Raw genomic sequence first — 24,948 nt, 5'->3', positions numbered from 1 at the left:
TATTTTATACCGATATCAGACGGATAGTGCTTGGGCCGACCCAGGTAGCCAAGGATTTCCTTCTCCGGAGGCTTGCAAAATAATGCTATATCCCTCCTGAGCGATCGCCGTTTGGGGGAAAATAGCCCGCGCCGCTTGTTGGATGCCATCGAGGAAATCATCACCATGGCTTGGATCATGGTGAAACAGGATTAATTGCTTAACGTTGGCGGCCTGGGCCACCTTCACCGCCTCTTGCCAGGTACTATGGCCCCAGCCCACTTTGCTATGGCGCGGATCATGATATTCCTCGTCCGTGTAGGTCGCATCCATGATGAGGACATCGGCTTCCTGGGCGAGCCGTAGCACTTGATCATCGAGGCGATCGCCGTAATGTTCCGTGTCTGTGATGTAGGCAACTCCCAAGCCTTGCCAATCGACCCGATAACCCACCGCGCCACCGGGATGATTCAAAGGCCCATTGGTGACTCGTACTTCTCCGAGGGACACCGTTTCCCCCAGGGCTAAGGCAATAAAATTTAACTCTGCCCGCATCACCTGGAGAGGCACCGGAAAGTTGGGATGGAGCATTTGGTCATGGAGCCGTTTTTGAATCGGGATCTCGTCGTCCGCAGTGACGCCATAGATATTGAAACGATTTTGCGGCTGAAAAGCGGGCGTAAAAAAAGGAAACCCCTGGATGTGATCCCAATGGGAGTGGGAGAAAAATAAATGGGCAGCAATCGGTACCGATTCAGCGACCAACGCTTCACCCAGCAGGCGCAGTCCCGTACCGCCATCAAAGATTAGGCGTTGATTTCCCGCGCACATTTCCACACAGGAGGTATTGCCCCCGTAGCGGACGGTTTCTCGTCCGGGACAAGGAATACTGCCACGCACCCCCCAAAACTTGATCTTAAATTCCGTCTGGGCCTGGGCCATGGCTCGTAAATATTACGTGAACATTAAATGAATTGACGTGGGAAGGGGGTCTTGCCTGAGATCGTTGGTTTTTGGCGATGCTAAGACTGCCCTAGAGCTTCGATGCGACCAGCATTTCTATTGGTAAAACAAGCAAGATAGTAAGAATAGCTACCGTTAGACTAACAAACCCTGCCATCGATTTAGGGGGTTTGCATCACTTACGTAGCGTGATTTGGATCACCAGATCAACGACCTAGGTGGTGCAGTTGATTAATAACCTCGGTACAGGTTTGGGTTACTTGGTTCAGGGATTCTTTTTTCACGGCCGGGGGCGGGGCGATCGCCTCACCGATGCGCACGGTTAAGGGTACCGATTGGGGCATTTTCTTTCCCTTGACTAAAATTTTTTCGGTACCCCAAAGACTGATTGGCAGGAGAGGCACCTGAGCTTTTGCCGCAATGAGGGCTGCACCAGGTTTAGGATCGGTGATCGTACCTTCTGGAGTCCGGGTTCCCTGGAGAAAAATACCTACGCCCCAACCTTGTTCAAGGGCTTTGATCGCTGCGCGGATCGCCCCCCGATCCCCGGCCCCCCGCTTCACTGGGTAAGCGCCATAGAGGGCGATCGCCTGCTTGAGAATTGGCACCTGAAATAATTCTTCCTTCGCCATAAAAGCCACCGGACGACAGAGGCAGTTAGACAAAATCGGCGGGTCAAAGTTACTGGCATGGTTACTCACCGCGATAAATGGCCCCTCCCTGGGCACATGCTCAACCCCATACACCCGGCCCCGAAAATACGTCCGAAACACTGGGTTCACAAATCCCCACTTAAAGGCACGGTAAAGAATCAAGCTACTCAAAGGTTCCCTGGCGCGGGGAGATTCTAACTCAGGCATGGTGAAACAAGCGGCGAAACAACGGATTTGATCAGTCGATATTACCGCGATCGCCGGATCGATACCTAGACTCTCGGGACGAATTCAGAGAATTCTCTCCTTCGTGACCTGTGGTGATGGAATTCCTGATGATTTGTCGAGTTTTGCCCATTGGCTTTCGTCTTGGCCCCAAGCGTTATTTTGTAGCTTAAAGAACTTAATTTTTTCTTAAGATTCTTTTGGGGATCCAGAAACACTTTTAAGAATAAGGTTTTATATCAAAAATTGTTACTTAAATTACAAAAGAAAAATTCGGAAAACATCTTGCCAAAATGCGAATAGATAAAGAAATATCAAACTTTCAAGAAGAACTATTTTGCTTAGCTTATGTCTTTGTAGTAGACGTTACAACCATTGGGGATCAATCGGTGTTAGCTTATCATCGAGAGATATAAAAGACTATTTAAATATTTACCCAGGAATCCCATGGCTCAAATTCTTGATCCCATCCCAAATGATGACAACAAAGCTCTACTTTGCTGCTATGTAAATGCAACCAGTCAAATTCAAGTTGCGCGTATTACAAATGTTGAAGATTGGTATTTTGAGCGGGTTGTTTTTCCCGGGCAACGGCTAATGTTTGAAGCCCTCCCCCAGGCGATCTTAGAAATTCATACGGGGATGATGGCGAGTGCTATTTTATCGGACACGATCCCCTGCTATCGTCTGGCAATGCAAGAAACTGGCTCGGAAACAGATGAACCAGAACCGGCCCCGGTGAATCAAGATATTCCTGCGGCTAGACCAGTGGCGATCGCCCCCTAAGTTTTTCCTTAAATTTTTGCCACGAGCCATCCTCCGGGGTGGTTTTATTTTGTCTTCCCCCATCGTTAAACCCCAAAGCCAAAATGTAAGATAGAATACCGCTCCTAACTCTATTTGACCTTGACCGCCCATGACTAAAACCCTGCCTTCTGTAACTGTAATTGGTGGTGGCCTCGCTGGCACAGAAGCCGCCTGGCAAATTGCCCAAGCCGGGGTTCCGGTCACGCTCTATGAAATGCGCCCCGTCCAAAAAAGTCCAGCCCACCATACCGCCGACCTCGCTGAATTGGTTTGTAGTAATTCTTTTGGGGCGGCCTCCAGCGATCGCGCCGCCGGATTGCTTCACGAGGAACTTCGTCGCCTCCAATCCGTGATCATCAGCACCGCCGACCAACACCGGGTTCCTGCGGGGGGAGCCTTAGCCGTTGACCGGGGCGTTTTCAGTCAAGATCTCACCCAAAAGCTTGCCGAACATCCCCTCGTCACCTTTCGCCGGGAACCCCTAGACCAAATCCCCAGCGAAGGAATTACCGTTTTAGCGACTGGGCCTCTGACCACCGCTGCCCTCGCCACAGAACTGCAACAATTCACGGGCTTGGAATATATGAGCTTCTTTGATGCCGCCAGTCCGATTATTGTTGGTGAAAGCATCAACCAAGACATTGCCTTTCTCGCCTCTCGCTACGACAAGGGAGAAGCTGCCTATCTCAATTGCCCGATGGATCCAGCCCAGTACCAGGCGTTTCGGGCGGCCCTTTGTGAAGCAGAGCAAGCAGAATTGAAAGATTTTGAACTGGAGACCGCGAAATTTTTTGAAGGCTGTCTTCCCATCGAAGAATTAGCCCGCCGTGGTGAAGATACCATGCGCTTCGGCCCCCTAAAACCCGTAGGTCTTTTTGATGCCCGCCTTGGAGATTTTCGCGCCCCCGAAAATAAAGGCAAACGTCCCTATGCAGTGGTGCAATTGCGCCAGGAAGATAAACAAGGTCAACTCTGGAATATGGTGGGCTTCCAAACCAATCTCCGTTGGGGCGAACAAAAGCGGGTGTTCCGGATGATCCCTGGGTTAGAAAATGCTGAATTTGTCCGCATGGGCGTGATGCACCGCAATACGTTTTTAAATTCCCCTGAGTTGCTCGAAGCGACACTTCAATTTAAAAAACGCCCGACCCTCCTCGCCGCTGGCCAGTTAATTGGCACCGAAGGTTATACAGCAGCCGCAGCAGGGGGATGGCTCGCCGGAACCAATGCCGCGCGGTTAGCCCAAGGATTAACACCTTTGACCTTGCCGGAAACCACCATGATGGGCGCTCTCTTCGAGTTTATCCACAGTGCTTCCCCCAAGCATTTTCAACCGATGCCCCCCAACTTTGGGATTATTCCGCCCCTGGCAGAGCGTGTACGGAGCAAGAAAGAACGATATGGCGTTTATCGCGATCGCTCCCTCACTGACCTGGAGCAATGGCGGGAAGAATCTTGTCGTCCAGCCGCCTTGGTCTAATAACGTCACAACGTCCGTCCCCCAGGTTCACCAAGATTTTTGACTCAGCAAGCGTACTTTGATGGTGCGCTTTTTTTTGTAGATGGAAGGGTAGGCGATCGCCAAAAAAAATCCCCCGATGATTACCGGGAGATTTACGGGTTAATTAGGCGTAATTCACATAATTCACATTAAACAGAAGTGAGTTGCTTTGCCGCCGCATTAACATTGGCTTCAGGGCTATCGGCCTCAGAAGGAGGAACCACTTGCCAGAACTGGGGTAAATAGTTAGCCCAATTTGCAAGAATTGCCTTGGCTTTCGGGCTACCGGTTTTCTCGGCGTGGGCTGTGATCAGATCCTTCAATTGTTTTTCCCCTGCTGTAGTACCGACCCGTTGAATGTTCACAATCTCTGTATTCATCTTTTCGGGGAGAGTGTTGTGTTCATCGAGAATGTAGGTGAGGCCGCCGGTCATTCCCGCGCCCACATTACGACCCACATCACCGAGCACCACAATTACGCCACCGGTCATGTATTCGCAACAGTGGTCGCCAGTACCTTCAACAACGGCTTTACCCTTCGAGTTCCGCACCGCAAAACGTTCACCCGCACGACCATTCGCATAGAGGGTGCCGCCGGTAGCCCCATAGAGACAGGTATTGCCGATGATTACGTTATCTGACGCTGCATATTGGGACTGGGTTGGGGGAACGATGATAATTTCACCGCCATTCATCCCTTTACCCACATAGTCGTTGGCTTCCCCTTCGAGGTGCATGGTCATTCCCAAGAGATTAAAGGCCCCAAAACTTTGACCAGCAGAGCCTTTAAAGTTGAATTTGAGTTCTCCTTCAAAACCTTCATTGCCGTACTGCTTGGCGATAAAACCGGAAACCCGGGCACCGACGGAGCGATCAGTGTTGATGATCTTGATCTCTTGACTCAGGGAGCCTTGTTCACGGATGGCCTGTTGAACCGCCGCATTTGCCAAAATTTCATCATCCAAGACAGGGCCATTACTGTGCACATCACCGTGGTTTAACCAGTCGCGATTGTCGCGGACATCTGGTAGGTTGGTCAGGCAATCTAGAACGAGACCACTGGTCTTCGTGAGCTTGACGTTTTCACGGGGCTTGAGCAGATCGGCGCGGCCAATAATCTCATTGAGACTCCGGTAGCCGAGTTTGGCCAAGATGGCACGAATTTCTTCGGCGATGAAGTAGAAGAAATTAACCACGTGCTCAGGAATGCCCTTAAAGCGATCGCGGAGGCGTTGTTGTTGGGTTGCGACCCCAACGGGACATTGGTTAGTGTGGCAAACCCGCGCCATGATACAGCCTTCGGCAATCATTGCAATGGAACCAAAACCGTATTCTTCGGCCCCCATGAGTGCGGCCATAATCACATCCCAGCCAGTTTTTAGACCACCATCGGCTCGGAGGATGACGCGATCGCGCAATTGATTATCCATGAGGGTCTTGTGCACTTCTGTCACACCCAATTCCCAGGGGCAACCTGCGTGCTTAATGGAACTGAGGGGCGAGGCACCAGTACCACCGTCATGGCCAGAAACCATAATGACATCGGCATTAGCCTTGGCGACCCCAGCGGCAATGGTTCCAATGCCAATTTCGGCAACCAGCTTCACGGAAACCTTCGCGGCAGGATTGATCTGGTGGAGATCGTAAATCAGCTGGGCGAGATCCTCGATGGAGTAAATATCGTGGTGGGGCGGCGGGGAAATGAGGGTCACGCCGGGCTTAGAATTTCGCAGCATCGCGATGTATTCACTGACTTTTTTGCCGGGTAGTTGTCCCCCTTCGCCAGGTTTCGCCCCTTGGGCCATCTTGATCTCTAGCTGACGACCACTCATTAAATATTCAGGGGTCACCCCAAAGCGGCCGGAGGCAATTTGTTTAATGGCGGAGTTGGCGGTGTCGCCATTGCGCAAGCCGTGGAGGTGGGGCAAGGTGGGAGAATCGCCGCTCGCATTCACATCATCAAGGATCTTAAAGCGCACGGGATCTTCGCCCCCTTCACCGGAGTTGGATTTGGCTCCCAGGCGGTTCATGGCGATCGCCAAGGTTTCATGGGCTTCCCGGGAAAGGGAACCTAAAGACATCCCACCGGTGCAGAAGCGTTTAACAATACTTTCTACGGACTCGACTTCACTGAGATCAATGGCTTGGCGATCGCTCTCGAAATCAAGCAAATCCCGGAGTGCCGTCGCAGGGCGATTTTCTAGATAATCCTGATAGTTGCCGTAGTGATCAAAGGCTTCCTGCTGATCGTCGTTGTAAGCTGCCACCGCCTTATGGAGGGCCTTGGTCATTTCAGGGGAATTCATGTGATATTCACCCCCCTTGCGGTAATTCACAAAGCCATAGTTGGCCAGCTTACTGCCGGAAAGTTCAGGGAAAGCACGACTATGGAACGCAATCCCTTCCTGGGATAGGTCGGCGAGGGTCATGCCACCCACCCGGGACGTGGTGCCCTTGAAGGCGACATTAATCACTTCCATGCCGAGGCCAATCGCTTCAAAGATTTGGGCCCCGTGGTAGGACTGAAGCAGGGAGATCCCCATCTTGGACAGAATTTTTAGTAGCCCCGCTTCAATGGCATGGCGATAGTTGTCCTGGGCTTTTTCGATTGTCATGGCCGGAATTTGCTCGGCGGCCATTTGCTTCTGGACCCGGGGAATATGCCACCAGTGACGGACGGCTTCTAAGGCGAGGTAAGGACAAACGGCAGAGGCTCCATAACCCACGAGACAGGCAAAGTGATGGGTACTCCAACATTGGGCGGTATCGACCACAATGGAGGCACTCAAGCGGAGGCCAACGCTGATGAGGTGGTGATGCACTGCCCCCACTGCCAAGAGAGGTGGAATAAAACTGTGGTCTTGATCGACGGTGCCGTCGGTGCGATCGCTCAGGATAATAATTTTATTGCCAGCCCGCACGGCAGCTTCCGCCGCTGCACAGAGGCTTGTGAGGGCACCCCGGAGACCATCGGGGCCATTGGCGATCGCATAGGTCGTTGCCAGGGTCGTGGCCCCCAGTTGGCTATCCCGGACCCGTTGCAGTTCTGCTTCGTTGAGAACGGGGCTATTCAGCTTGAGCACCTTGGCATCTTCGGTGCCGCAATCCAAGAGATTACCCCGTTCGCCGAGGTACATATTCAAGGACATGACCAGACTTTCCCGCAGGGGGTCGATGGGAGGGTTGGTGACCTGGGCAAAGCGTTGCTTAAAGTAGTCGTAGAGCAGACGGGGCTTGTCGGACAGTACCGCCAGGGGAATGTCATCGCCCATGCAGAAGGTCGGTTCTTTGCCCATCTCCGCCATGGCATTGATGATCATCTCGACGTCTTCGGCGGTGTAGCCAAAGGCCGTTTGGAGCCGGAGCAGATCGGTTTCGCTTTGCTGGCGATCGCCAACGAAATCTTGGGATTCGAGGACTTGACGATTTTCCTTGAGCCAGGTGCCATAGGGTTGGGATTCAGCAACCCGCTGTTTGATTTCCCAGTTTTTGAGGAGTTCTTGGGTTTGGAAATCAACGGCGACCATCTGGCCAGGGCCGAGGCGACCTTTTTCCACAATATCTTCGTCGAGGACATCCACAACCCCCGCTTCCGAAGACACAAGAATATAGCCGTCCTTGGTGATGCAATAGCGGGCCGGGCGTAAACCATTCCGGTCTAGGGTTGCACCGACAGTTTTACCGTCACTGAATACGAGGAGGGCCGGGCCATCCCAGGGTTCTTGCATACCCGCGTAGTAGTCATAAAAATCGGTGATTTCCGGGTGTTCTTTGAGGCTGGGTTGATTTTGATAGGCTTCTGGCACGAGGATCATCGCCGCTTCCATGGGCGATCGCCCAGCCCGAACCAACAGCTCCATCGCACTGTCTAAATTGAAAGAATCACTATTATCGGTATTGACAATCGGGTGGAGGGCTTCAATATCATCCTTGTCCCAACCGGGAATTTCGAGAATATTTTCCCGGGCCTTCATCCAGTTGATATTTCCGATGAGTGTATTGATTTCCCCATTGTGACCCAACAAACGCATCGGGTGCGCCAGGGGCCATTTAGGCATGGTATTCGTGCTAAAGCGACGGTGGTAAACCGCAAATTCACTCTTATACAGCGGGTTGGTTAAATCCTTGTAGAACTTACCCAAGACTTCTGACTGTACCATGCCCTTATAAACGATAGTGCGACAGGACAAAGTACACACATAGAAAACATCAGTGAGGTGCTTCCCAATTTCCGAGCGGGCAATATAAAGGGCTTTATCCAGTTCATCGCCAGTTAACCCCTGTTCCGAGACCACAAACACCTGCTTCATCTGGGGTTGGTTTTCCCGCGCCTGAATACCTAGGGTTTCTGGGGCCACAGGTACATCCCGCCACCCTAAAATGTTGAATTGACGACGGGTTAGCACATCTTCAACTAACGCTTTTGCCGCTGCACATTCTGCTTCAGCCTGGGGGAGGAACACCATCCCAACGCCGTAGGTTTCGGGGGCTGGCTGGGTAATCCCTTCCGCTTGGAACCATTCAGCAAATAATTCGTGGGGCAACGCCGTCATCACCCCTGCACCATCACCGGATTCACGGTCGGCGGTACAACCACCCCGGTGCTCCATGCAGCCGAGGGCCGTCAGGGTTTGTTCAATTAATTTATGGGTTTTGCGACCATCTTTATAGGCCAAAAAGCCAACACCACAGGCATCCCGTTCTTCCACAAGCCAACGGGGACCGGTGTAGTAGTTTGTTGTTTCTTGATGATTGTTTTGGGAGAAGGTGCCTTGATGGTTCATTATGTCTCGGTCCATAGGTTAGGAATTTTAGGGTAGAAAAAACCTGGTGTGCTGTGGGGAGGGGACGTATTTTTGGGGACGACTGGCCTCTACACGAACCCACTGGAAATGCTTGACTAGAAATCTCCGTTGGGCTTATTTAGAATAGCGATATTTTGTCGGACGTCAAGTTTTGGGGACGATGATCTCTATCCACTGCTGATCATTCGTGGCTTTGGGCAGGATTTTAGCGACTGCATTTCCCCAGGGGATGACGTTAACGCTCTTTAATTTTTAACTTGACAAAATCTGCGCTAAAGACAGCGTAGCAATATTATAGGAAATAAATTCATTTAACAATAGGGAATACCGTTAAAGGGCAGTCGTTTGGGGGGCGTGAAACATTTCCCCTGGGATAAAGTCAGTGTTTGTTGATGTTGTAAGGAAAGAGTAGGCTTTGATGGGATTACGTCGTTGGCAATGGTTCTTGGGGACAGTGGGTTGTTTTGGGCTGAGTTTTGGGACACCTAATTTGCGGGTGGGAGACTTGGCAAGTCCGCGGGCGATCGCCAATCCCGTGAGCCTTAATACCCAAATCCAAGCCAAGGGCAGTCAAATTCGCCTCAATGGGCAAACCCTCCGGGGAGCCTGGGCTCAGTGGTCAGAAAATGGCACAGTGCGTCTGGGGATTGAGTCGATGACCTTGGAAAAAACCCTGGGGATGGAATTGGGGAATGGCCTCGATTTGGGACAACAACCAGTCACCTGGTTTGACAATACTCCCTACCAATTGCCGATTCGCTTTGCCGCTCCCTACCGTTACCTTGATGTGACCGCTTTGGCCGCAGCACAACGGTGGCAGGCTCGGCCCAACGGCAATGTCCTTGAGCTGACGACGCCTAAGGGGCAAATTTTGAGTGTCCGCCAGGGGCAACAGACCTGGGGCACGCGCTTGGTCATTGATCTAGACCGGCCTGTACTCTGGCAAAAGGTGAGCCCCACAAAACTGCGGCTCCAGAGTGATTATGGAGTGACGGCCCAACGGCTTAGGGCGCAATTAACGGCGAATGCACTGCCGTTTACCCTCAACGATAGCAACGGTTTAACGGAACTTGTCTTTAAAGCGGGGGCCCCAGAGATCCAGGTCTTTAGTTTGGCGAATCCCCCCCGCCTAGTGGTCGATTTGCGATCGCAACCAGAAAATCAAAATCGGTCTGTGCAATGGCTCCCCGGGGTGCAGTGGCGACAGGAAAATTTTGCGGCCAGTTCTGGGCCTGTGCGGGTGACTTGGCTCGAGATTGACCCCACCCAACGGCAACTCCAGCTTAAGCCAATCACTCCAGATAACAACACAATCGTAGGGTTAGCGCCCCTGTTGATCCAGGCAGAAACCAATCAGGCGATCGCCGCCATTAATGCGGGCTTTTTTAACCGCAATAACCAGTATCCCCTGGGAATTGTCCAAGGCAATCGAGCTTTGCGTTCGGGGCCGATTCTCAATCGGGGGGCAGTGGCCTGGGATAATGCGGGCCGCTGGGAATTTGACCGCCTCAAAGTCGAAACCGATATTGTTGCGGGCAATGGTGAACAGGTCGGGGTTGAACTGATCAACAGCGGCTATGTGAAAGCCGGGGCCGCCCTGTATGACCGTGCCTGGGGCAGTCGTTACACCACAGCCGTTGATAATGAAATTGTGCTGACGGTGATGACCTCCGGGGGCCGCGACCAGGTCATTCGCCAGGAAACGGCGGGGAAAGCGGGCCAAAACAGTTATGAAATTCCCCAGGGTGGTTATTTGTTGGTCTTCCGCTCCTTTCGCACTGGGGCGGCCAAATTTCCCGTGGGGGTGACCCTAGAACGGCGACCCAGATTTACCCCCAATAGTTTTGCGACGTTACCAAATATTGTCGGTGGTGGCCCGCTCCTCCTGAAGAATGGTCAGGTTGTTCTCAATGGCCAAGCAGAACAGTTTAGTACGGCCTTTAATATTCAGTCAGCTTCCCGCAGTGCGATCGCCAAAACCCGAGACAACAAAATATTGTTGGTGACCCTCCACGGCGCGGCAGAAGAAACGGCCGGGGCAACCCTCAACGAATGGGCGAATATTCTCCGCCGTCTGGGAGCCACGGATGCCTTGAATTTAGATGGAGGTGGATCTTCGGCCCTCGCCCTTGGCGCCAATTTAAGCGATCGCCACCCCACTACCGCCGGACGGGTTAACAACGGCATCGGCTTGTTTTTAGAATAGAACCGACGCAAATCCCTGCCCGAATTACCGATGAATAAACGCCTTGTCCAAGTCATTGTCTTTGTGATGATCGTTCTGTTGCTGGTGCCCCTCCTGGCAACCCCTGCCTTTGGTGCTGATCTCGACCAGGGAGCCCAGATCTTTGAAGCCCATTGTGCCGGCTGTCATCTCAATGGTGGCAATATCGTCCGGCGCGGCAAAAATCTTAAAAAACGGGCCATGGCGAAAAATGGCTATACCTCCGTAGAGGCGATCGCCAATCTTGTTACCCAGGGGAAAGGCAATATGTCCGCCTACGGTGACAAACTCAGCTCTGAAGAAATCCAAGCTGTTGCTCAATACGTTCTCCAGCAATCCCAAACCGACTGGAAATCCTAAAAATCAAAGTAAATGTAAGGAATATTCCCCTCTGGCCCAAAAATCAAAATACCGTAGAAACAGAGGGGAATTAGCGCCACTTTAAGGCCCCAATTCAGTTGCAGTTGCCATTGGCGTTGCACTAGATATGCGCCTCCCATGCCCAATAGGAGCAAACCCAACAGCACCAAAAAATCAGGTCTTCCTAAACCAAGCCCCTCCAAATAAATTTTTTGGGTAAATTGCAGATCCCCCGGATAATGCCACAGATGCCGCAAAAGCAAGACAGCACGGGGGCCATCTGGTAAACGGAAGGGAATCCAACTCAAAAACACAAACGCCTGGGTCAAGAGCCATGCTCCCAGTATTCCCGGCAGCGACGCCCAAAAATTCTCTAACCACAGCCAACGATCCGCAAACCATTGTCCCAATCGATGAATCCCTAGACCCAAACCATGGAGACAACCCCAGAGGACATAACCCCAGGCGGCCCCATGCCACAATCCGGCTAAAAACATCACTACAAAAAGATTGGTACAGGTGCGCCCCAGACCTCGCCGAGAGCCTCCCAGGGGAAAATACAGATAGTTGCGTAGCCAATCGCCCAGGCTGATGTGCCAACGTCGCCAAAATTCTGCCAAACTCGTTGAAAAGTAAGGGAAATCAAAATTTTCGGGGAGCTGAAAACCGAGCAACTTAGCACTGCCCAGGGCCAGATCCACATAGCCGCTAAAGTCAAAGTAAAGCTGGAGGCCATAGGCCAGAATAAAAAGCCACAGATCGCCGCTGCCTGCCCGTTCGATGTTATTGGCACAAAGTTCCACAAAAACCCCCAGATTGTCGGCGATGAGGACTTTTTTTACCGCCCCGCTGGCGATGAGCCATAATCCTTCGACCCCTTCGTCGAGTAATAAGCCTGCGGTTCTACGGCTTTGCCCAGAAAAAATATGAAAGCGAGTAATCGGCCCCGACAGGAGTTTGGGAAAAAATAATTTATAGCTGCTAAATGTCAATAGGGACTGGGCCGCAGGAGCACCCCGGTACACATCTACCAGATAGGCGATACATTCAAAGGTGAAAAAGGAAATCCCCAGGGGCGCGATTAGGGTTTCTGGGAAGGCGATCGCCCATTGCTCTAGTCCAGGCCAGGGCCAGAGCCACGCTAGATTCTCCAGGGTAAAAGGAATATATTTAAACCCAAAGAGCACCGCCAGATTTAGAAAAATACCTAAGCCCAGCCAATACCCAGGCTGCCATTGCCACAATCGAAAAGCTTGCCGCAAAGACTGGGGGCGATCGCCCGATGGGCCTTGGCGCACGAGGAGTTTACCCCAAAAAAAGTTCAAGGCCGTCAGACCCACTAGCAATGGTAAAAACTGTGGTTGTAGCAGGCTATAAAACAAGACACTAGCCAGTAGTAGCAGCCAGCGTTGCAAAGGCGGCCAAAACCGTCCCAAACCCCAATAGCTCACCACCGTTCCCAGGAGGAAACAGCCATAGCCGAAGGATACCAGCCTCATTGGTTCGTCAAAAAAACATCAGGGTCACCATAGCAGCCCTGTCTCGGAATTAATAGCCCTGGCCCGGATCAAAAGGTTCTACAATTTCTACTTCAACGGCCTTTTCAATTTCTGGTTCCGCCTCAATGACCAAAGGAGCCGACACGGGTTCTAGTTCCGGTAAGGCGATGCGCTGGGGTGCTTTTTCTTTCACAAGGTCTGGCATTGGTTCTGCCTTATCTAGCCAGTATTCCGCCACCGGTAACGTGTGCTCTAAATCTTCTAGCAGTCGCGGAATAATCATCACCGCGTGGAGCTCACCGATCCGTTCTGCTTCGTGCATCCCCGCATCAATGGCCATCGCTACGTTGGAAACAGTCCCGCGAATAATCGCCGTACACAGCCCATCACCAATGGTTTCATAGGAGGCCAGTTGTACATCAGCGGACTTTAACATCGCGTCGGCGGCCCCCACCATCGCCGGAAAACCACGGGTTTCTAGGAGACCGATAGAACGATTACTCAAGCGACTATAACCCCGTTGCTGCTGGGCAATTTCTGCCAAGTGACTCCCAATGGGAAAAATGGCTTCGAGGTTTGGCAACGGTCGGGGAATGACTAATTTAGAAACGTATTGATCAAACTGAGCAGCGGTGCGTGCCCCCTCTTCGACGGCCAGGCGGACATCTGCTGTTTTCCCCCGAACCACGGCTGTACAGTAGCCGCCCCCAGTTTTTTCGTAGCCGACAAGGGTAACTGCCGCTGACTTGAGCATCATGTCCGCAGTGCCCACAATTGCCGGAAAGCTCTTGGTGGAAACGAGTCCCAAGGCACAATCTTGAAACGGATGCGCACGGTGGGGTGCTTGGCGGAGGGGTTGCCGACGGGCAGGAAAATTCATAGGAACTGGGGGAAGGATCGGTTTAGAACAGTCTCGCTTTATGATTAAGTTTATCGGGCAAATACTGATTTACCTATCATTTTACGTTATTCCACTTTTGATTCGGCTTTATGATTGGACAACCGCAATCTCCAGAACACAAACTCTCCCCTGAAGAAACGGACGCTTTATTCCGGTCACTACTCCACAAGGAAGGGACTTGGGTCGAGTGGGGCGTCGGTTGCCAACAACTCCAGCAGTCAGGCCATAGCGCCCAGGAAATTTTTGAGCAGACAGGTTTCCAGACGGCCCAGCAAAATATGATCATTGTGGCGGCCCAGGTGTACCAAAGCATCGCAAGCAGTGGTGTGCCCGAAGATCTGCTGGCCTATTGCCGTGGCCCCCGTTCTGATGTGCTATATGAGCTACGGATTTTGAGTCATAGCCAAAGGGAGATCGCCGCCCAGGTATGCCAGGCCAAAAGCCTTGAATTTGATGGAGCAAAGGAACTGGCCCGGGCGATGCAAGAGTTTGCCCGCTTACCCCAAATTCCCGATGGTTTCACGGAACACCCTGGGGATGCCGTTGCCTACCAAGCCTGGCGCTCCGCCAAGCAAAAAAAAGATTTACAAGACCGCACCCGCCTCATCGCCAAGGGATTAAAGTTTGCCCATTCCGCCACGGCCCGGCAAAAAATCGAGCAACTCCTCAGTGATCTCACCACCAGCCCCACCAAGGCGGCTCCACTCCTCCCCCTCTACCGTTACGACGAAGACACCAATGTTCCCCTGCTAATTCCGGTGGCGGGATCTTTACCGTTAGAAAGCGATCGCCTGTTGAGCGTGCCTCCCCTCAAGCAAGCGTCTCCTTTTAATCTCGTGACAGTTGCCGCAGCGACAAGTCTGGTGCCGCTACCCAGTTGGCAAAATGTGCTGACAGCGGGGGATCCGGTAGTGATCTTCCACCAAACCGATCAACTGCCCCAGCCCATTCCCGGTAAGCCGGAACCCGTTTTGATTTTGCTCGATCGTCAACAAACTGTTTGGAATGACAACAGCTACTTTGCGGTGGATGCCGACGGCAAGGTGGAATTGGGTTGGTTTGCCGAAGCACCGATCGCCAAAATTTTAGGCCAAGTCCTCTTGGTGATGCGCCCGAAAAAAATTCTCGATGAGAATAACCTCCGGGAACCCTGGCAAATGGACGATTAAGCGCAAAAAATGCTGCTTTTGCCCGAATTTCTCTCTATTTAGCGCCAAAATTTTTATCGGGAAATTTCCCCTAACGGTGTACTAGATAGCATTACTTTTCTGGGCGATTGCGTTACAGTATGAAATACAGAGCGTTATTCCTGAGGTGAAAAATGCCGCACTCGACCACTGCCTACACTGAAGCATCTCCAGATCACGCCATTTGGGATAGCCTGAAGCAGGCGATCGCCCGCAGTTCTGGTTTCAAGCGCTGGTATGCAAACCATTGCGAAATCCTCGCCCTTGAGAACCTCAGCGTCGATCAGCAAGTCACCATTTACCTCAAGGAAACCCTAGAGACCCTCGCTTATTAAGCGCCCCTCTCAATAGGGATCTGGTGGGAAACTACCAGCAAATCTTCAAGTTTCGTTATTCGTTCCAAACATCTTTCAAGATCAAAATAGTCAGCGGCGTTTTCCCTTCGGTTTGCGGCTGGCTGTTTTTTTGTGGGGCGATCGCTGGTTTGGCTTGGCTTTTTTTACCAGGTTTTGTAAGGCTCCAATTTCCGCCGTCGTTAAGTGCCGCCATTCCCCCGGCCCTAGACCAGTGAGGGTTAATTTCGCTGGCCCTGCACCCATGGCGACGCGCATAAGGCGTAACGTGGGATGCCCCACTGCGGCGGTCATGCGGCGCACCTGACGATTTCGCCCTTCCGTTAAGGTCAGTTCTAACCAGGCTGTCGGGACATTTTTCCGGAAGCGGATCGGGGGTTCTCGTGCGGGGACGGTTGGCTCAGGGATCAAGAGATTGGCGATCGCCGGCCGCGTTTTTTTCCCTTGCACCATTACCCCCTGGCGCAACTGTTCTAACGCCTGCCCGTCCGGAATATTTTCCACCTGTACCCAATAGGTGCGGGGGTGGGCAAATTTCGGTTCGCAAAGATAATGCTTCAAAGGAGCATCATTGGTCAATAATAAAAGCCCTTCGCTATCCAAATCTAAACGACCTACAGAATAAATATCTGGCACAGGCACAAAATCCTTCAACGTTTGCCGCTGTGACCCTTGGGGGCTATTATCAGTAAACTGACAAAGGACGTTATAAGGCTTGTGGAGCAAAACGTATGAGTGCTGCATTAGAACAAGAGATGACTACTAACATCATGCCCGAAGTCACCTCCCAGACACCAGAAAAAATCCAACTTCAGGAAACCCAACCCAGCCCCCTTGCGACTGCCCCGGCGGTGGTTCCTGAAACAAAAGCAGGGGAAAGTCCCCTCCTTGGCTTACTTTTGCTAGTGCCCTTTATTTTTCTGATTTTGATTGCAGCCGTTGTCGTTGAGCGCCTGGTTAAATGGGGTTTGCGAAAATTCTTTGCAAATCAAACCTCTCCAGCAACTTCAATGCCGTCGTCTCCCTTTGCGATCTTCCGTGGCTGACCCCCATTTTTGTTAAAAACGAAAAGTTTTCATGGAGTCACCCTCTCTCTTTTTTAAAGATTAGAAAAAGTTTGTTTATGATGTCGCCATAGCAATGCTTAAAATTTAAAGCCAAACTATCGAAAAAGGGAATTTTTTATTGCCTTGTGGCTTGCGCAAACTAAAAAATAGAACAATTGGCCCTTTGTCCTCTGTGACTCCGTGAAAATGCGGAGGCTTACTTTACAAAAAAGATGAAGTAACGGGATCAAGTGGGTCGCTGTCGGCTGAAAGTGTACCAAGACAAAACTGAAAAATATGACTTTTTTTATATAGAATAGGGTTGATCTCGACCTAAGGTTCTCGCAGTTTTGGTTAAAATCATTCGCCGTAAGTTCATTGGCCATGCGCCGACCTATGATATTGGACTCAGTCAAGACCATAATTTCTTATTGGGTCAGGGTCTTATTGCGGCTAACTGTTTTAATAAATCCCACTCAACGGCCTATGCCTACGTCACCTACCAGACTGCTTACCTGAAGGCAAACTATCCCGTTGAATACATGACGGCACTGCTCAGTGCCAGCAGTGGAAATAAGGATAAAGTCCGCAAGTACCGGGAAAATGCCGAGCGCATGGGTATCCTGGTCTTGCCACCGGATATTAACGAGTCAGACCTGGATTTTAAGCCCGTAGGTCAAGGGATTCGTTTTGGTTTGTCAGCGGTTCAAAACCTTGGTGAAAATGCGATCAATGCCATTTTAGCGGCCCGGGAAGCGGGGCCTTTTTTAAGTTTGTCTGACCTCTGTTCTCGGTTAGATTTGCGTGTTGTGAACCGCCGCGCCCTAGAAACTTTAATTACCTGTGGTGGACTGGATTCACTCCATGATAATCGCCAGGCAATGCTGAAGGGTCTGGATTTAATGATGGATTGGGCACAGTTGAAAGCGAAAGAAAAGGCCAGTGGTCAAACGAATTTATTTGAAAGTCTGGGAGATACGGCAGCGGCATTTGATGAAGCCCCTGTGTTACCCAAGGTGGCTGATTTAACCTTAGAAGAAAAGCTCCGGCAAGAAAAAGAATTGCTGGGATTTTATGTTTCTGAACATCCTTTAGAAAAGCTGCGGTCAACGATTTCGCCGATTTTATCGCCCATTAGCCTTACGGCGATCGCCAACCACATCAATAAAAAAGTCAGCGCCGTGGCGATTCTCACGGACATGCGCAAGATTTTTACGAAGGCCAACAATGAACCTATGGCCTTTATTCAATTAGAAGATATTTCGGGTCAAGTAGAAGGGATTGTCTTTCCCCGCACTTATCAGAAAGTTGAGCAACTCTTACAGCTTGATAGCCGTGTCATTGTGTGGGGCAAAGTGCAACAGAAAGAGGATCGAACGCAACTGATTGTGGACGATCTCGAACCCATTGAAGAGGTGCGAATGTTGATGATTCGCCTCTCTCCGAGTGAGCTTCATCACACCCAAAGTCAGCAACGACTGAAGCAAATTTTGTCACAGCAGGCTGGGGATAAGAAGAAGCGGGGGCGGATCCCGGTGATCGTGATCGTTGGGAGGGGCGGCGATCGCACCTTTATTCGCCTTGGGCAAGACTATTGGGTCGAGGACGATCACCAGGCCCTCTTGGCACTCCGACAGGGGGGCTTCCATGTCTACCGCGAAAACCTGATTCCCCAGGCCCAAGCGAGCTAACCATTACTTCTACTTTTTAAAAGAAACCCATAAAACCCATAAATCCTATGTCTTACACTTACGAATATCCAAAACCGAGCGTTACCGTTGACTGTGTTGTTTTCGGCCTCGACGCCACCCACACTCTGAAAATGATGCTGATTCAGCGGGGCGTTGAACCCTTTAAAGGGGAATGGGCCTTACCGGGGGGTTTTGTACGCCTTGATGAATCCCTCGAAGAAGCGGCCATGCGCGAACTCCGGGAAGAAACGGGCGTCGAAAAAATATTTCTAGAGCAGCTTTACACCTTTGGGGCTCCGGATCGTGACCCCCGCGATCGGGTGATTACCGTAGCCTACTATGCTTTGATTAACCTAGAGGATCACCCAATTCATGCCCAAACGGACGCCGATGCTGTGGCTTGGTTCTCGCTGGATGAACTGCCCAATGTTGCTTTTGATCACCAGCAAATCATTGATGTGGCGACCCAACGGCTCCAGGGTAAACTCCGCTATGAACCCATTGGCTTTGAGCTGCTGCCCCGTAAATTTACCTTGACCCAACTCCAAAAACTCTACGAGCAGATTTTAGGAACCCAGTTAGATAAGCGGAACTTCCGGCGCAAAATCCTTAAAATGGATCTCCTGATTAAATTAGATGAGTTGCAAACTGGGGTCGCCCACCGTGCGGCACGGCTTTACTCCTTTGATGAGGCTAAATATCAACGGCTCAAGGAGGCTGGCTTTAATTTCGAGCTTTAAGGCAGGTTTGGAGATCGTTCAGTTTGTCAGAGTCGCATCATTTTGAAGGCGATCGCCAAAAGTAGATGGAACCCATCGAGGAAAAACGCGATCCGAGTCTCTGGTATCGGCTTTACTGCGCAGGCTTAATGCTGGGCCAGGTGCTATGGCGTCTCCTGCGCGGGAAACTCCGGCGTGACCAGATCACGGAACAAATGCTAACGGCGGGACCGAAGGCGTTGGTGCCAGTGCTGTTGGTCGCTTTTTTTGGGGGCATGATCTTTACGATCCAAACTGCAAGGGAACTCACCACCTTTGGGGCCGAAAGTTTTGTCGGGGGAGCGTTTGCGATCGCCTTTTGTCGGGAACTGGCCCCGATTTTGACCGCGAGTATCATTGCAGGCCAGGTGGGTTCTGCTTTTGCAGCGGAATTAGGCTCGATGAAAATTACCGAACAGATCGATGCTCTGTATATGCTCCGGTCTAATCCCGTTGATTATTTGGTGATGCCCCGGGTGGTGGCCTGCTGTTTGATGTTGCCGATTTTAACGGTCTTTGCCTTGGTGGTGGGGGTGATCGGGGGTACCGGAGCCGCCTATCAGTTCTATGATCTTGCCCCCATTAATTTTTTAACGTCTGTACAAACTTTTCTCCAGCCCCGGGATCTGATTAATGTCGGCGTCAAAGGGATTCTGTTTGGTCTGTTGGTAGGGATTATCGGCTGTAGTTGGGGGTTGACCACCGTCGGCAGTACGCAGCAGGTGGGCCGCTCTGCCACCTCAGCGGTGGTGACGACTTGGATCGGTATTTTTATGTTGGATTTCTTTTTATCTCTCTTGTTGTTTCACCAATCTCCCCTGGGTTAAAGGAGTCCGCAAAGATTTACTCAGCCTGAGGTCAGGGGGATATGTTATTTTCCAAGGAGATTCTTTTATTCCGAGTGCTACATGTTACTGAGCGATGATCTGTTGTTGAATTTTAAGCGGTGTGAACGTCGGGCTTTTTTAGACCTGTATGGCGATCGCACTGAGCAGACATCGGAAAAAGATTTTCTCCAAAAATTACGCAAGGAAAACCAGCGCCAAATTCAGGAATATCTGGGTCAACGCCCCTACCACGAACCCGCCGCCGCCGATTGGGAAACCTGTGCCGCCGAAACAGAAGCCCTGATGGCCGCAGGGGTCGAATGCATTTATCGGGGGGTCTTACTCTATCACTTCGACCAATGGCCCGGTACCCCTGTTGAACAGTTAACCCTGGTGGGGAAACCCACGGTTCTCTTGCGACAGGCTGGCCCTTCCCGCTGGGGCAACTGGCATTATCGACCGATCAGCGTCAAATTAGGCCAAAAACCAAAGCCAGAATACAAGCTGGTGGCAATGTTCCACTCTTTTCTATTGGAAGCGATCCAAGGGCGATCGCCCCGCTTAACCCAACTCATTTTGCGGGCTCGCCGTCCCCACCGTGTTGACGTAGACCTCTGGGCCGACAAACTCCAGGAAACGATCACCGACTGCATTAACCTCCTATTACCCGAATTAGAGCCGGAAGTTTTTATTTCCCGGCAACGCTGTCACCTCTGCTCTTGGCACAACCATTGCTATGCGATCGCCCAGGCCGATAACCATTTATCCCTCGTGCCCGGCGTCACCCCCAACCGCTACGAATCCCTCCAGGGCATCGGCGTCAACACCCTCGAATCCCTCGCCCAAACTTCCCCCAAACACCTGGGCCAACACCTGGGGGCAGATATCGCCATGCAACTCCAACAACAAGCGCGGGCGATCGTCCATCAAGAAGTCGTCTGGCGCATCAACCGTCCCAACAAAACCCAGCCCGTTCCCCAGGGAACCGTCGAACTTTTTTTTGATATCGAAGCAGAACCCGACCGCAACGTTGATTATCTTCTGGGGGTGTATCTGGTTGATCGCCAAAACCAAAAGGAAAAGTTTTACGGTTTTGTGGCAGAAACTTTAGAGGAAGAAGGCAAAATTTGGCAAGAATTTGTGGCATTTGTCACGCAATTTCCCGAAGCACCGATTTTTCATTTTTCCCCCTACGAACGGGACACCCTCAATCGCCTGGGGAAAAAATACGGCACACCGCCCCAGCAACTCCAAAAAATTGTGGGTCGCCTAATGGATATTCACCAGTGGGTGACAAAATATCTCGTGTTTCCCGTAGAAAGTTATTCCCTTAAGGCCCTGGCCAATTGCCTCGGCTACCAATGGCGCGAACAGGGGGTCAGCGGCGATCAAACCGTGTGCTGGTATGACCAATGGTTAGAAACAGGCGATCGCCAATTATTAGAGGCCATTGTCCGCTACAACGAAGATGATTGTCGGGCAACCCATCACCTCAAACAATGGATCACCAGCTTCCTAGAATCCCAGCAAAAAACCATGGTTTTACGTTGATCCCGTGGGCTACAGTAAGCCGCGATAGCGAATAAACATTAAAATCGCCGCCCAGGAACCCAGGGCAACCTTGACCGCCACGATGATATTGAGGATCGTGATCCAACCACCACTAAATAACGTGCCAAATTCACCGTGGGGGAGCTGGAAGCCCATCAGGGACAACGCTGCTAAGAGGAAAAAGACCAGTACCGAAATTTTTTCGAGAATCGCTGCATTCCACTTTTTATAAATGGCATCCATCCATTGGGGCGAAGAGACGATCGCCACCAAACCAATGGCCGTCCCCCCCGCAACACCAGCGGCAAACCCCCCCCCAGGGCTGAGGTGTCCCCGAATGGCCAGTTCAATCCCAATCAGGGCCGCAATGGTCGCCCCCAACCGCGCCAGGACAATGGAAGGGGAATCGGTAAATTGCTTAACTTCCTTCGAGGGGTGTTCGTCGGCCAGTAAAAAACGCACGCCCATGATCGCCAGGGTAAAAACCATCACTTCAAAGCCGGTGTCGTAGAGGCGATTGCGCAAAATAATCCCCGATACGGCATTGGGTACCCCCGCTTCGGCGGCCACCACTTCGGCGATCGCCCCAATCTCCCCTTCCATCGCAAAATTCGGGAAGACGAGCATTTTCACAAATAAAGAAATACCAAAGGCAAGGTAAACCCACTTCATGATTGATGATTCTCCATAAGGGATTGCGGCGACGATGGCCCAACGACTTCAGGGGTAGGCTGTGGCTCTAGCAGTTGCAGTTCGATCACATCCGTCAGGGCTGAGGTTTTAAAGATTTCATAGAGCCGTGGTACACGGGTTTTCAGGACATGAAGGTGCCCATCGCCATCCACCTGCAAAATACAGTGCACATTTTTCTGCGCCAGGGCTTGACCCAGGGCTTGGGTATCTTCAAATACCACGGGTTCCAGGCGTAAATGATATTTGCCCAGTACCTGCTTGAGCAGAGGATTAATTTTTTGGATGAGATTAACGGTATCTGTGCCAGTGGCCAAAACCCCTAAACGCATACTCATCGAAGAACGCACGGCCACCGCATAGAGGGTAATGGACAGCATCGTCCCCACCAACGCTTCGGTTAAAGCCACATCCGCCGCCCCGAACATTGCATAAAGGAGCGCGGCGATCGCCCCCAGGATCCCCCGAATCACCAACGCATAGTAGGGATTTCTTTGGGCGACTAATAATCCCCCCGTCACGGGCAATAACAAGGCGATCGCCCCCACAAACCAGTCAAAATTAGATCCGTTCATCACCGCCTCCACGACTCGAACAATAGGCCAGCACATACCCCAGTACCGTATTCCAAATGGCGAGGGCAATAATCGCCAAAATCAGCAGGGGCCATTCCCTAGGAATTTTTAGCAGTAGCCCCGCCATAATCGCCATCGAACCCAAGGTGTCAGAGACCGACAGAGTATGTAATTTAAACAACACAGAACGATTACCCAGCAGGGGAGCCGTGCCCCAAAACCAAAAGATCACCCCCACAATGATGCAGCCGTAGCTGAGGATATTGATCAAAGTGCTCATGGTAAATTCACCCGCCTCAAAATGTGAGCTAGTAGCATTAACGCCGCATTGCCGACGCACAAAATTAGGACACCGACAACCCCGACCGTCCAGTCATCCCGCAGCACCGAAATCACCAAAATCATCACCGAGGTCTTACTGGCAATGCTGGCGAAGGCCAGGAGCTTTTGCCAAATATCTTGATCCTGTATTGCTTCATAAATTGGCAGCAGTAACGCGCCGATCATCGCCCCAAAAATCCAAGTCATTTGAGTTTCCTCCTTTGCACACGGTGAACTTCGTACCAACCGTCTTTGTGATAATGCAGCACAATTGTTTTCGGGGTAAAGGTAATCAGAAAAATATCGAGAAAAATTAAGCCTGGAGTCCGATTTGGCTTCACCCGCTCCATGGTGACGGTTTCATAGAGATGGGGGCGAAAAATCATTTCAAAGGCTTCAAAATAGGCCTGGGGAATCGCAATGATAATTTCCCAAAACACATGGAGCCAATCTTTGATCTGAGCCGCATCAAAGCGTTTACCGGGCATCAAGATCGCAATAATCACGCCGATGAGAATATTGGCGGCACTCAGGTCTGCTGTGAGCAGAAACCAGATCATTAAAATCAGAAAAATATCGAGAATGCCGATCATAGGGTCACCATCCAAAATAATCCAGTTAAGACAACGCTCATGCCGCCGATCAGCTGCTCAAATTCTTCAAAGATCCGGGGCAGCTTAAATTCGAGACGTTTCATAATCAGCCAGTACAACACCCAGCCAACAGCAATTTTGATCAAGGCCTTGGGGATATTAGAAAATTCATAGGCTTCGAGATAAAAACCATTGCCGAGGATGACACCGCTTAATAAAAAGGCGATCGCCCCCCAGAAGGTCACACTTTTTGCAGTAAATTTCGTCGCGGCATCATGGGGAATAAACAAGAATTTGGCGAAGGCCAGGGCTGTCCCCACGGCGGCAATATTCAGACCCATTTCCTGCCAGGGCGCAATATTTTTAAGCAGGAGGGCCTTTGAGCTAAAGCCAAGCAGCAACGGCATCCCGACCATCGACAGGCAGGCGATCGCCAAGGGCAGCCACAGACTGCTCGCGATTTTAGTTTGGCGCAGTTTCTGAAAATTGCGGGTGGGCAATTGCCCCGCCATCAAAAATAAAGAAGATTTCACTAAACCATGGGAGAGGGCCGCCAAACCCGCCACCGCCGGTGCTGAGAGCAACAACCCTAATTTTGAGATGGTGCTAAAAGCCAGTAAACGTTTGGCATCGGTTTCGAGAATGGCAAAGGTAATCCCCAACAGAGCAGTGGCCAGCCCGAATAGCCTCAGCCACAGATCCAGGTCTGGCACCAAAATGCCGCAGCGCAGGAGGGGAAAGATCCCCGCTTTAACCACGACACCGGACAACATCGCCGATACGGGGGTTTCTGCTTCGGAGTGGGTTAGGGGCAACCAAAATCCCGAAATAAAGACGCCCCCCTTGGTGAGTAGGCCCAGGAAAATCAGGGCGATCGCATCGCTGGGGGCTTCGGCCAGACCCGCAAAAGCGAAGGATTTTGTTGCTTGGTAAACTAGCACCGCCCCAATGAGATAGAACAGCATCGCCGTATTGCTGAGGAATAAATACCTGAGACCAATCCAAATGGAACGGTCGGTACGCTGGTAGGTCATCAACAAAAAAGCCGCAATGCTAATGGCCTCCAGGGCAACGTAGAGGCTAATCAGATCGGCGCAGACAAAAACGGCATTGAGGGCCCCGTGCAAAACCACCAACTGGGTAAAGAAAAAAGCACTTTTGTTACTTTTCCAGCAGTACACCGTCACGGCGATCGCCACCGCCGCATTGGTCAAAATAAAATAGCCGCTCTGGTCATCCACCAGTAGATCCACCCCATACATCCCCAGGAGCTTAAGGCTGTAGGGTTCCGGCTGAAAAATTTGGACAAGGCCAAAGATTAACGAACCAATAGAAACGAAAATCGCCAGATAACGATCAATCTTGGGCAGTAAATAAATACTAAAGCCCACCACAAAGGGAAAAATTACCCAGCCAATGGTCAATTCATTCATGGTTAT

The 24,948-nt window shown here is 51.3% G+C and carries 23 protein-coding genes; 11 read left to right on the top strand and 12 right to left on the bottom strand.

Going from position 1 to position 24,948, the window contains the following annotated elements; genetic code table 11:
* Window positions 1-15: 15 nt before the first annotated feature.
* Together FEK30_RS01545 and FEK30_RS01540 are read right to left on the bottom strand one after the other, a co-directional pair.
* Window positions 16-921, bottom strand: a complete 906-nt coding sequence (locus tag FEK30_RS01545; protein WP_138071371.1) for an MBL fold metallo-hydrolase — start codon at window positions 919-921, stop codon at window positions 16-18.
* A 227-nt stretch (window positions 922-1,148) separates the two neighbouring features.
* Window positions 1,149-1,802 (bottom strand): lysophospholipid acyltransferase family protein, encoded by a 654-nt coding sequence (locus FEK30_RS01540; protein ID WP_138071369.1) that lies wholly within the window; start codon window positions 1,800-1,802, stop codon window positions 1,149-1,151.
* Between the two features lie 465 nt (window positions 1,803-2,267).
* Here FEK30_RS01540 and FEK30_RS01535 point away from each other — a divergent pair, with 465 nt between their 5' ends.
* Both FEK30_RS01535 and trmFO read left to right on the top strand, forming a co-directional pair.
* Window positions 2,268-2,606: a DUF1830 domain-containing protein gene (locus FEK30_RS01535; RefSeq protein WP_030006887.1), complete on the top strand. Its 339-nt coding sequence runs from the start codon at window positions 2,268-2,270 to the stop codon at window positions 2,604-2,606.
* 130 nt (window positions 2,607-2,736) lie between these two features.
* Window positions 2,737-4,107, top strand: a complete 1,371-nt coding sequence (gene trmFO, locus FEK30_RS01530) for an FADH(2)-oxidizing methylenetetrahydrofolate--tRNA-(uracil(54)-C(5))-methyltransferase TrmFO (protein WP_065711238.1) — start codon at window positions 2,737-2,739, stop codon at window positions 4,105-4,107.
* Between the two features lie 170 nt (window positions 4,108-4,277).
* Here trmFO and gltB read toward each other — a convergent pair whose 3' ends face one another.
* Window positions 4,278-8,912: a glutamate synthase large subunit gene (gltB, locus tag FEK30_RS01525; protein ID WP_138071367.1), complete on the bottom strand. Its 4,635-nt coding sequence runs from the start codon at window positions 8,910-8,912 to the stop codon at window positions 4,278-4,280.
* Between the two features lie 439 nt (window positions 8,913-9,351).
* Here gltB and FEK30_RS01520 point away from each other — a divergent pair, with 439 nt between their 5' ends.
* Together FEK30_RS01520 and FEK30_RS01515 are read left to right on the top strand one after the other, a co-directional pair.
* Window positions 9,352-11,139: a phosphodiester glycosidase family protein gene (locus tag FEK30_RS01520; protein WP_138071365.1), complete on the top strand. Its 1,788-nt coding sequence runs from the start codon at window positions 9,352-9,354 to the stop codon at window positions 11,137-11,139.
* 30 nt (window positions 11,140-11,169) lie between these two features.
* Window positions 11,170-11,517: a c-type cytochrome gene (locus FEK30_RS01515; RefSeq protein ID WP_138071363.1), complete on the top strand. Its 348-nt coding sequence runs from the start codon at window positions 11,170-11,172 to the stop codon at window positions 11,515-11,517.
* On the opposite strand, the gene FEK30_RS01510 is transcribed toward FEK30_RS01515, so the two are convergent.
* Together FEK30_RS01510 and ccmO are read right to left on the bottom strand one after the other, a co-directional pair.
* Complete coding sequence (locus FEK30_RS01510) at window positions 11,514-13,016, bottom strand: MBOAT family O-acyltransferase (RefSeq protein WP_138071361.1); 1,503 nt, start codon at window positions 13,014-13,016, stop codon at window positions 11,514-11,516. The two genes, FEK30_RS01515 and FEK30_RS01510, sit on opposite strands and share 4 nt — an antisense overlap.
* Window positions 13,017-13,065: 49 nt before the next feature.
* On the bottom strand, window positions 13,066-13,896 hold the full coding sequence (gene ccmO, locus FEK30_RS01505) for a beta-carboxysome assembly protein CcmO (protein WP_012307985.1): 831 nt from the start codon (window positions 13,894-13,896) through the stop codon (window positions 13,066-13,068).
* Between the two features lie 110 nt (window positions 13,897-14,006).
* Between ccmO and FEK30_RS01500 the strand changes: the two genes are divergently transcribed.
* Window positions 14,007-15,086: a RuBisCO accumulation factor 1 gene (locus FEK30_RS01500; RefSeq protein ID WP_138071359.1), complete on the top strand. Its 1,080-nt coding sequence runs from the start codon at window positions 14,007-14,009 to the stop codon at window positions 15,084-15,086.
* Window positions 15,087-15,238: 152 nt separating this feature from the next.
* A complete protein-coding gene (locus FEK30_RS01495; protein ID WP_012307983.1) occupies window positions 15,239-15,439 on the top strand; it encodes a hypothetical protein in 201 nt (66 codons plus the stop codon).
* 90 nt (window positions 15,440-15,529) lie between these two features.
* Here FEK30_RS01495 and FEK30_RS01490 read toward each other — a convergent pair whose 3' ends face one another.
* The gene (locus tag FEK30_RS01490) at window positions 15,530-16,201 is read right to left on the bottom strand and encodes a pseudouridine synthase (RefSeq protein ID WP_138071357.1); all 672 of its coding nucleotides are present in this window, start codon (window positions 16,199-16,201) and stop codon (window positions 15,530-15,532) included.
* Here FEK30_RS01490 and FEK30_RS01485 point away from each other — a divergent pair.
* From FEK30_RS01485 to FEK30_RS01465, 5 genes are all read left to right on the top strand, one after another.
* Window positions 16,189-16,503, top strand: a complete 315-nt coding sequence (locus FEK30_RS01485; RefSeq protein WP_030006880.1) for a hypothetical protein — start codon at window positions 16,189-16,191, stop codon at window positions 16,501-16,503. The two genes, FEK30_RS01490 and FEK30_RS01485, sit on opposite strands and share 13 nt — an antisense overlap.
* Window positions 16,504-16,853: 350 nt before the next feature.
* On the top strand, window positions 16,854-18,194 hold the full coding sequence (locus FEK30_RS01480; protein WP_012307980.1) for a helix-hairpin-helix domain-containing protein: 1,341 nt from the start codon (window positions 16,854-16,856) through the stop codon (window positions 18,192-18,194).
* 47 nt (window positions 18,195-18,241) lie between these two features.
* The gene (locus tag FEK30_RS01475) at window positions 18,242-18,934 is read left to right on the top strand and encodes an NUDIX hydrolase (protein ID WP_012307979.1); all 693 of its coding nucleotides are present in this window, start codon (window positions 18,242-18,244) and stop codon (window positions 18,932-18,934) included.
* A gap of 65 nt (window positions 18,935-18,999) precedes the next feature.
* A complete protein-coding gene (locus FEK30_RS01470; protein ID WP_012307978.1) occupies window positions 19,000-19,779 on the top strand; it encodes an MlaE family ABC transporter permease in 780 nt (259 codons plus the stop codon).
* Window positions 19,780-19,860: 81 nt separating this feature from the next.
* Complete coding sequence (locus FEK30_RS01465; RefSeq protein ID WP_138071355.1) at window positions 19,861-21,330, top strand: TM0106 family RecB-like putative nuclease; 1,470 nt, start codon at window positions 19,861-19,863, stop codon at window positions 21,328-21,330.
* 9 nt (window positions 21,331-21,339) lie between these two features.
* On the opposite strand, the gene FEK30_RS01460 is transcribed toward FEK30_RS01465, so the two are convergent.
* Genes FEK30_RS01460 through FEK30_RS01435 form a run of 6 tightly spaced genes read right to left on the bottom strand, consistent with a single transcriptional unit; the run spans window position 21,340 to window position 24,942 of the window.
* Window positions 21,340-22,002, bottom strand: coding sequence for a Na(+)/H(+) antiporter subunit B (locus FEK30_RS01460; protein WP_012307976.1), 663 nt, complete (start codon window positions 22,000-22,002; stop codon window positions 21,340-21,342).
* Window positions 21,999-22,595: a DUF4040 domain-containing protein gene (locus tag FEK30_RS01455; protein ID WP_099238938.1), complete on the bottom strand. Its 597-nt coding sequence runs from the start codon at window positions 22,593-22,595 to the stop codon at window positions 21,999-22,001. The genes FEK30_RS01460 and FEK30_RS01455 overlap by 4 nt, the downstream gene beginning before the upstream one ends.
* Window positions 22,582-22,866, bottom strand: a complete 285-nt coding sequence (locus tag FEK30_RS01450) for a monovalent cation/H(+) antiporter subunit G (protein ID WP_041443973.1) — start codon at window positions 22,864-22,866, stop codon at window positions 22,582-22,584. The genes FEK30_RS01455 and FEK30_RS01450 overlap by 14 nt, the downstream gene beginning before the upstream one ends.
* 5 nt (window positions 22,867-22,871) lie before the next feature.
* Window positions 22,872-23,123, bottom strand: a complete 252-nt coding sequence (locus tag FEK30_RS01445; protein ID WP_012307973.1) for a hypothetical protein — start codon at window positions 23,121-23,123, stop codon at window positions 22,872-22,874.
* Window positions 23,120-23,509, bottom strand: a complete 390-nt coding sequence (locus FEK30_RS01440) for a cation:proton antiporter (RefSeq protein WP_030006875.1) — start codon at window positions 23,507-23,509, stop codon at window positions 23,120-23,122. Before FEK30_RS01440 ends, FEK30_RS01445 begins: the two co-directional genes overlap by 4 nt.
* Window positions 23,506-24,942 (bottom strand): cation:proton antiporter, encoded by a 1,437-nt coding sequence (locus tag FEK30_RS01435; RefSeq protein WP_138071353.1) that lies wholly within the window; start codon window positions 24,940-24,942, stop codon window positions 23,506-23,508. The genes FEK30_RS01440 and FEK30_RS01435 overlap by 4 nt, the downstream gene beginning before the upstream one ends.
* Window positions 24,943-24,948: the final 6 nt, after the last annotated feature.

This window comes from Picosynechococcus sp. PCC 11901 (genome assembly GCF_005577135.1).
In the GTDB taxonomy this organism is placed as follows: Bacteria; Cyanobacteriota; Cyanobacteriia; order Cyanobacteriales; family MRBY01; genus MRBY01.
Note: the sequence above shows the minus strand (reverse complement) of the source record. Positions and strands in the feature narration are given on the sequence as shown.

Excerpts from the sequence above, each read along its gene's own strand:
- FEK30_RS01545 (WP_138071371.1), bottom strand. The coding sequence starts at position 921 with ATGGCCCAGGCCCAGACGGAATTTAAGATCAAGTTTTGGGGGGTGCGT.
- FEK30_RS01540 (WP_138071369.1), bottom strand. The coding sequence starts at position 1,802 with ATGCCTGAGTTAGAATCTCCCCGCGCCAGGGAACCTTTGAGTAGCTTG.
- FEK30_RS01535 (WP_030006887.1), top strand. The coding sequence starts at position 2,268 with ATGGCTCAAATTCTTGATCCCATCCCAAATGATGACAACAAAGCTCTA.
- trmFO (WP_065711238.1), top strand. The coding sequence starts at position 2,737 with ATGACTAAAACCCTGCCTTCTGTAACTGTAATTGGTGGTGGCCTCGCT.
- gltB (WP_138071367.1), bottom strand. The coding sequence starts at position 8,912 with ATGAACCATCAAGGCACCTTCTCCCAAAACAATCATCAAGAAACAACA.
- FEK30_RS01520 (WP_138071365.1), top strand. The coding sequence starts at position 9,352 with ATGGGATTACGTCGTTGGCAATGGTTCTTGGGGACAGTGGGTTGTTTT.
- FEK30_RS01515 (WP_138071363.1), top strand. The coding sequence starts at position 11,170 with ATGAATAAACGCCTTGTCCAAGTCATTGTCTTTGTGATGATCGTTCTG.
- FEK30_RS01510 (WP_138071361.1), bottom strand. The coding sequence starts at position 13,016 with ATGAGGCTGGTATCCTTCGGCTATGGCTGTTTCCTCCTGGGAACGGTG.
- ccmO (WP_012307985.1), bottom strand. The coding sequence starts at position 13,896 with ATGAATTTTCCTGCCCGTCGGCAACCCCTCCGCCAAGCACCCCACCGT.
- FEK30_RS01500 (WP_138071359.1), top strand. The coding sequence starts at position 14,007 with ATGATTGGACAACCGCAATCTCCAGAACACAAACTCTCCCCTGAAGAA.
- FEK30_RS01495 (WP_012307983.1), top strand. The coding sequence starts at position 15,239 with ATGCCGCACTCGACCACTGCCTACACTGAAGCATCTCCAGATCACGCC.
- FEK30_RS01485 (WP_030006880.1), top strand. The coding sequence starts at position 16,189 with ATGAGTGCTGCATTAGAACAAGAGATGACTACTAACATCATGCCCGAA.
- FEK30_RS01490 (WP_138071357.1), bottom strand. The coding sequence starts at position 16,201 with ATGCAGCACTCATACGTTTTGCTCCACAAGCCTTATAACGTCCTTTGT.
- FEK30_RS01475 (WP_012307979.1), top strand. The coding sequence starts at position 18,242 with ATGTCTTACACTTACGAATATCCAAAACCGAGCGTTACCGTTGACTGT.
- FEK30_RS01470 (WP_012307978.1), top strand. The coding sequence starts at position 19,000 with ATGGAACCCATCGAGGAAAAACGCGATCCGAGTCTCTGGTATCGGCTT.
- FEK30_RS01465 (WP_138071355.1), top strand. The coding sequence starts at position 19,861 with ATGTTACTGAGCGATGATCTGTTGTTGAATTTTAAGCGGTGTGAACGT.
- FEK30_RS01460 (WP_012307976.1), bottom strand. The coding sequence starts at position 22,002 with ATGAAGTGGGTTTACCTTGCCTTTGGTATTTCTTTATTTGTGAAAATG.
- FEK30_RS01455 (WP_099238938.1), bottom strand. The coding sequence starts at position 22,595 with ATGAACGGATCTAATTTTGACTGGTTTGTGGGGGCGATCGCCTTGTTA.
- FEK30_RS01445 (WP_012307973.1), bottom strand. The coding sequence starts at position 23,123 with ATGACTTGGATTTTTGGGGCGATGATCGGCGCGTTACTGCTGCCAATT.
- FEK30_RS01440 (WP_030006875.1), bottom strand. The coding sequence starts at position 23,509 with ATGATCGGCATTCTCGATATTTTTCTGATTTTAATGATCTGGTTTCTG.
- FEK30_RS01435 (WP_138071353.1), bottom strand. The coding sequence starts at position 24,942 with ATGAATGAATTGACCATTGGCTGGGTAATTTTTCCCTTTGTGGTGGGC.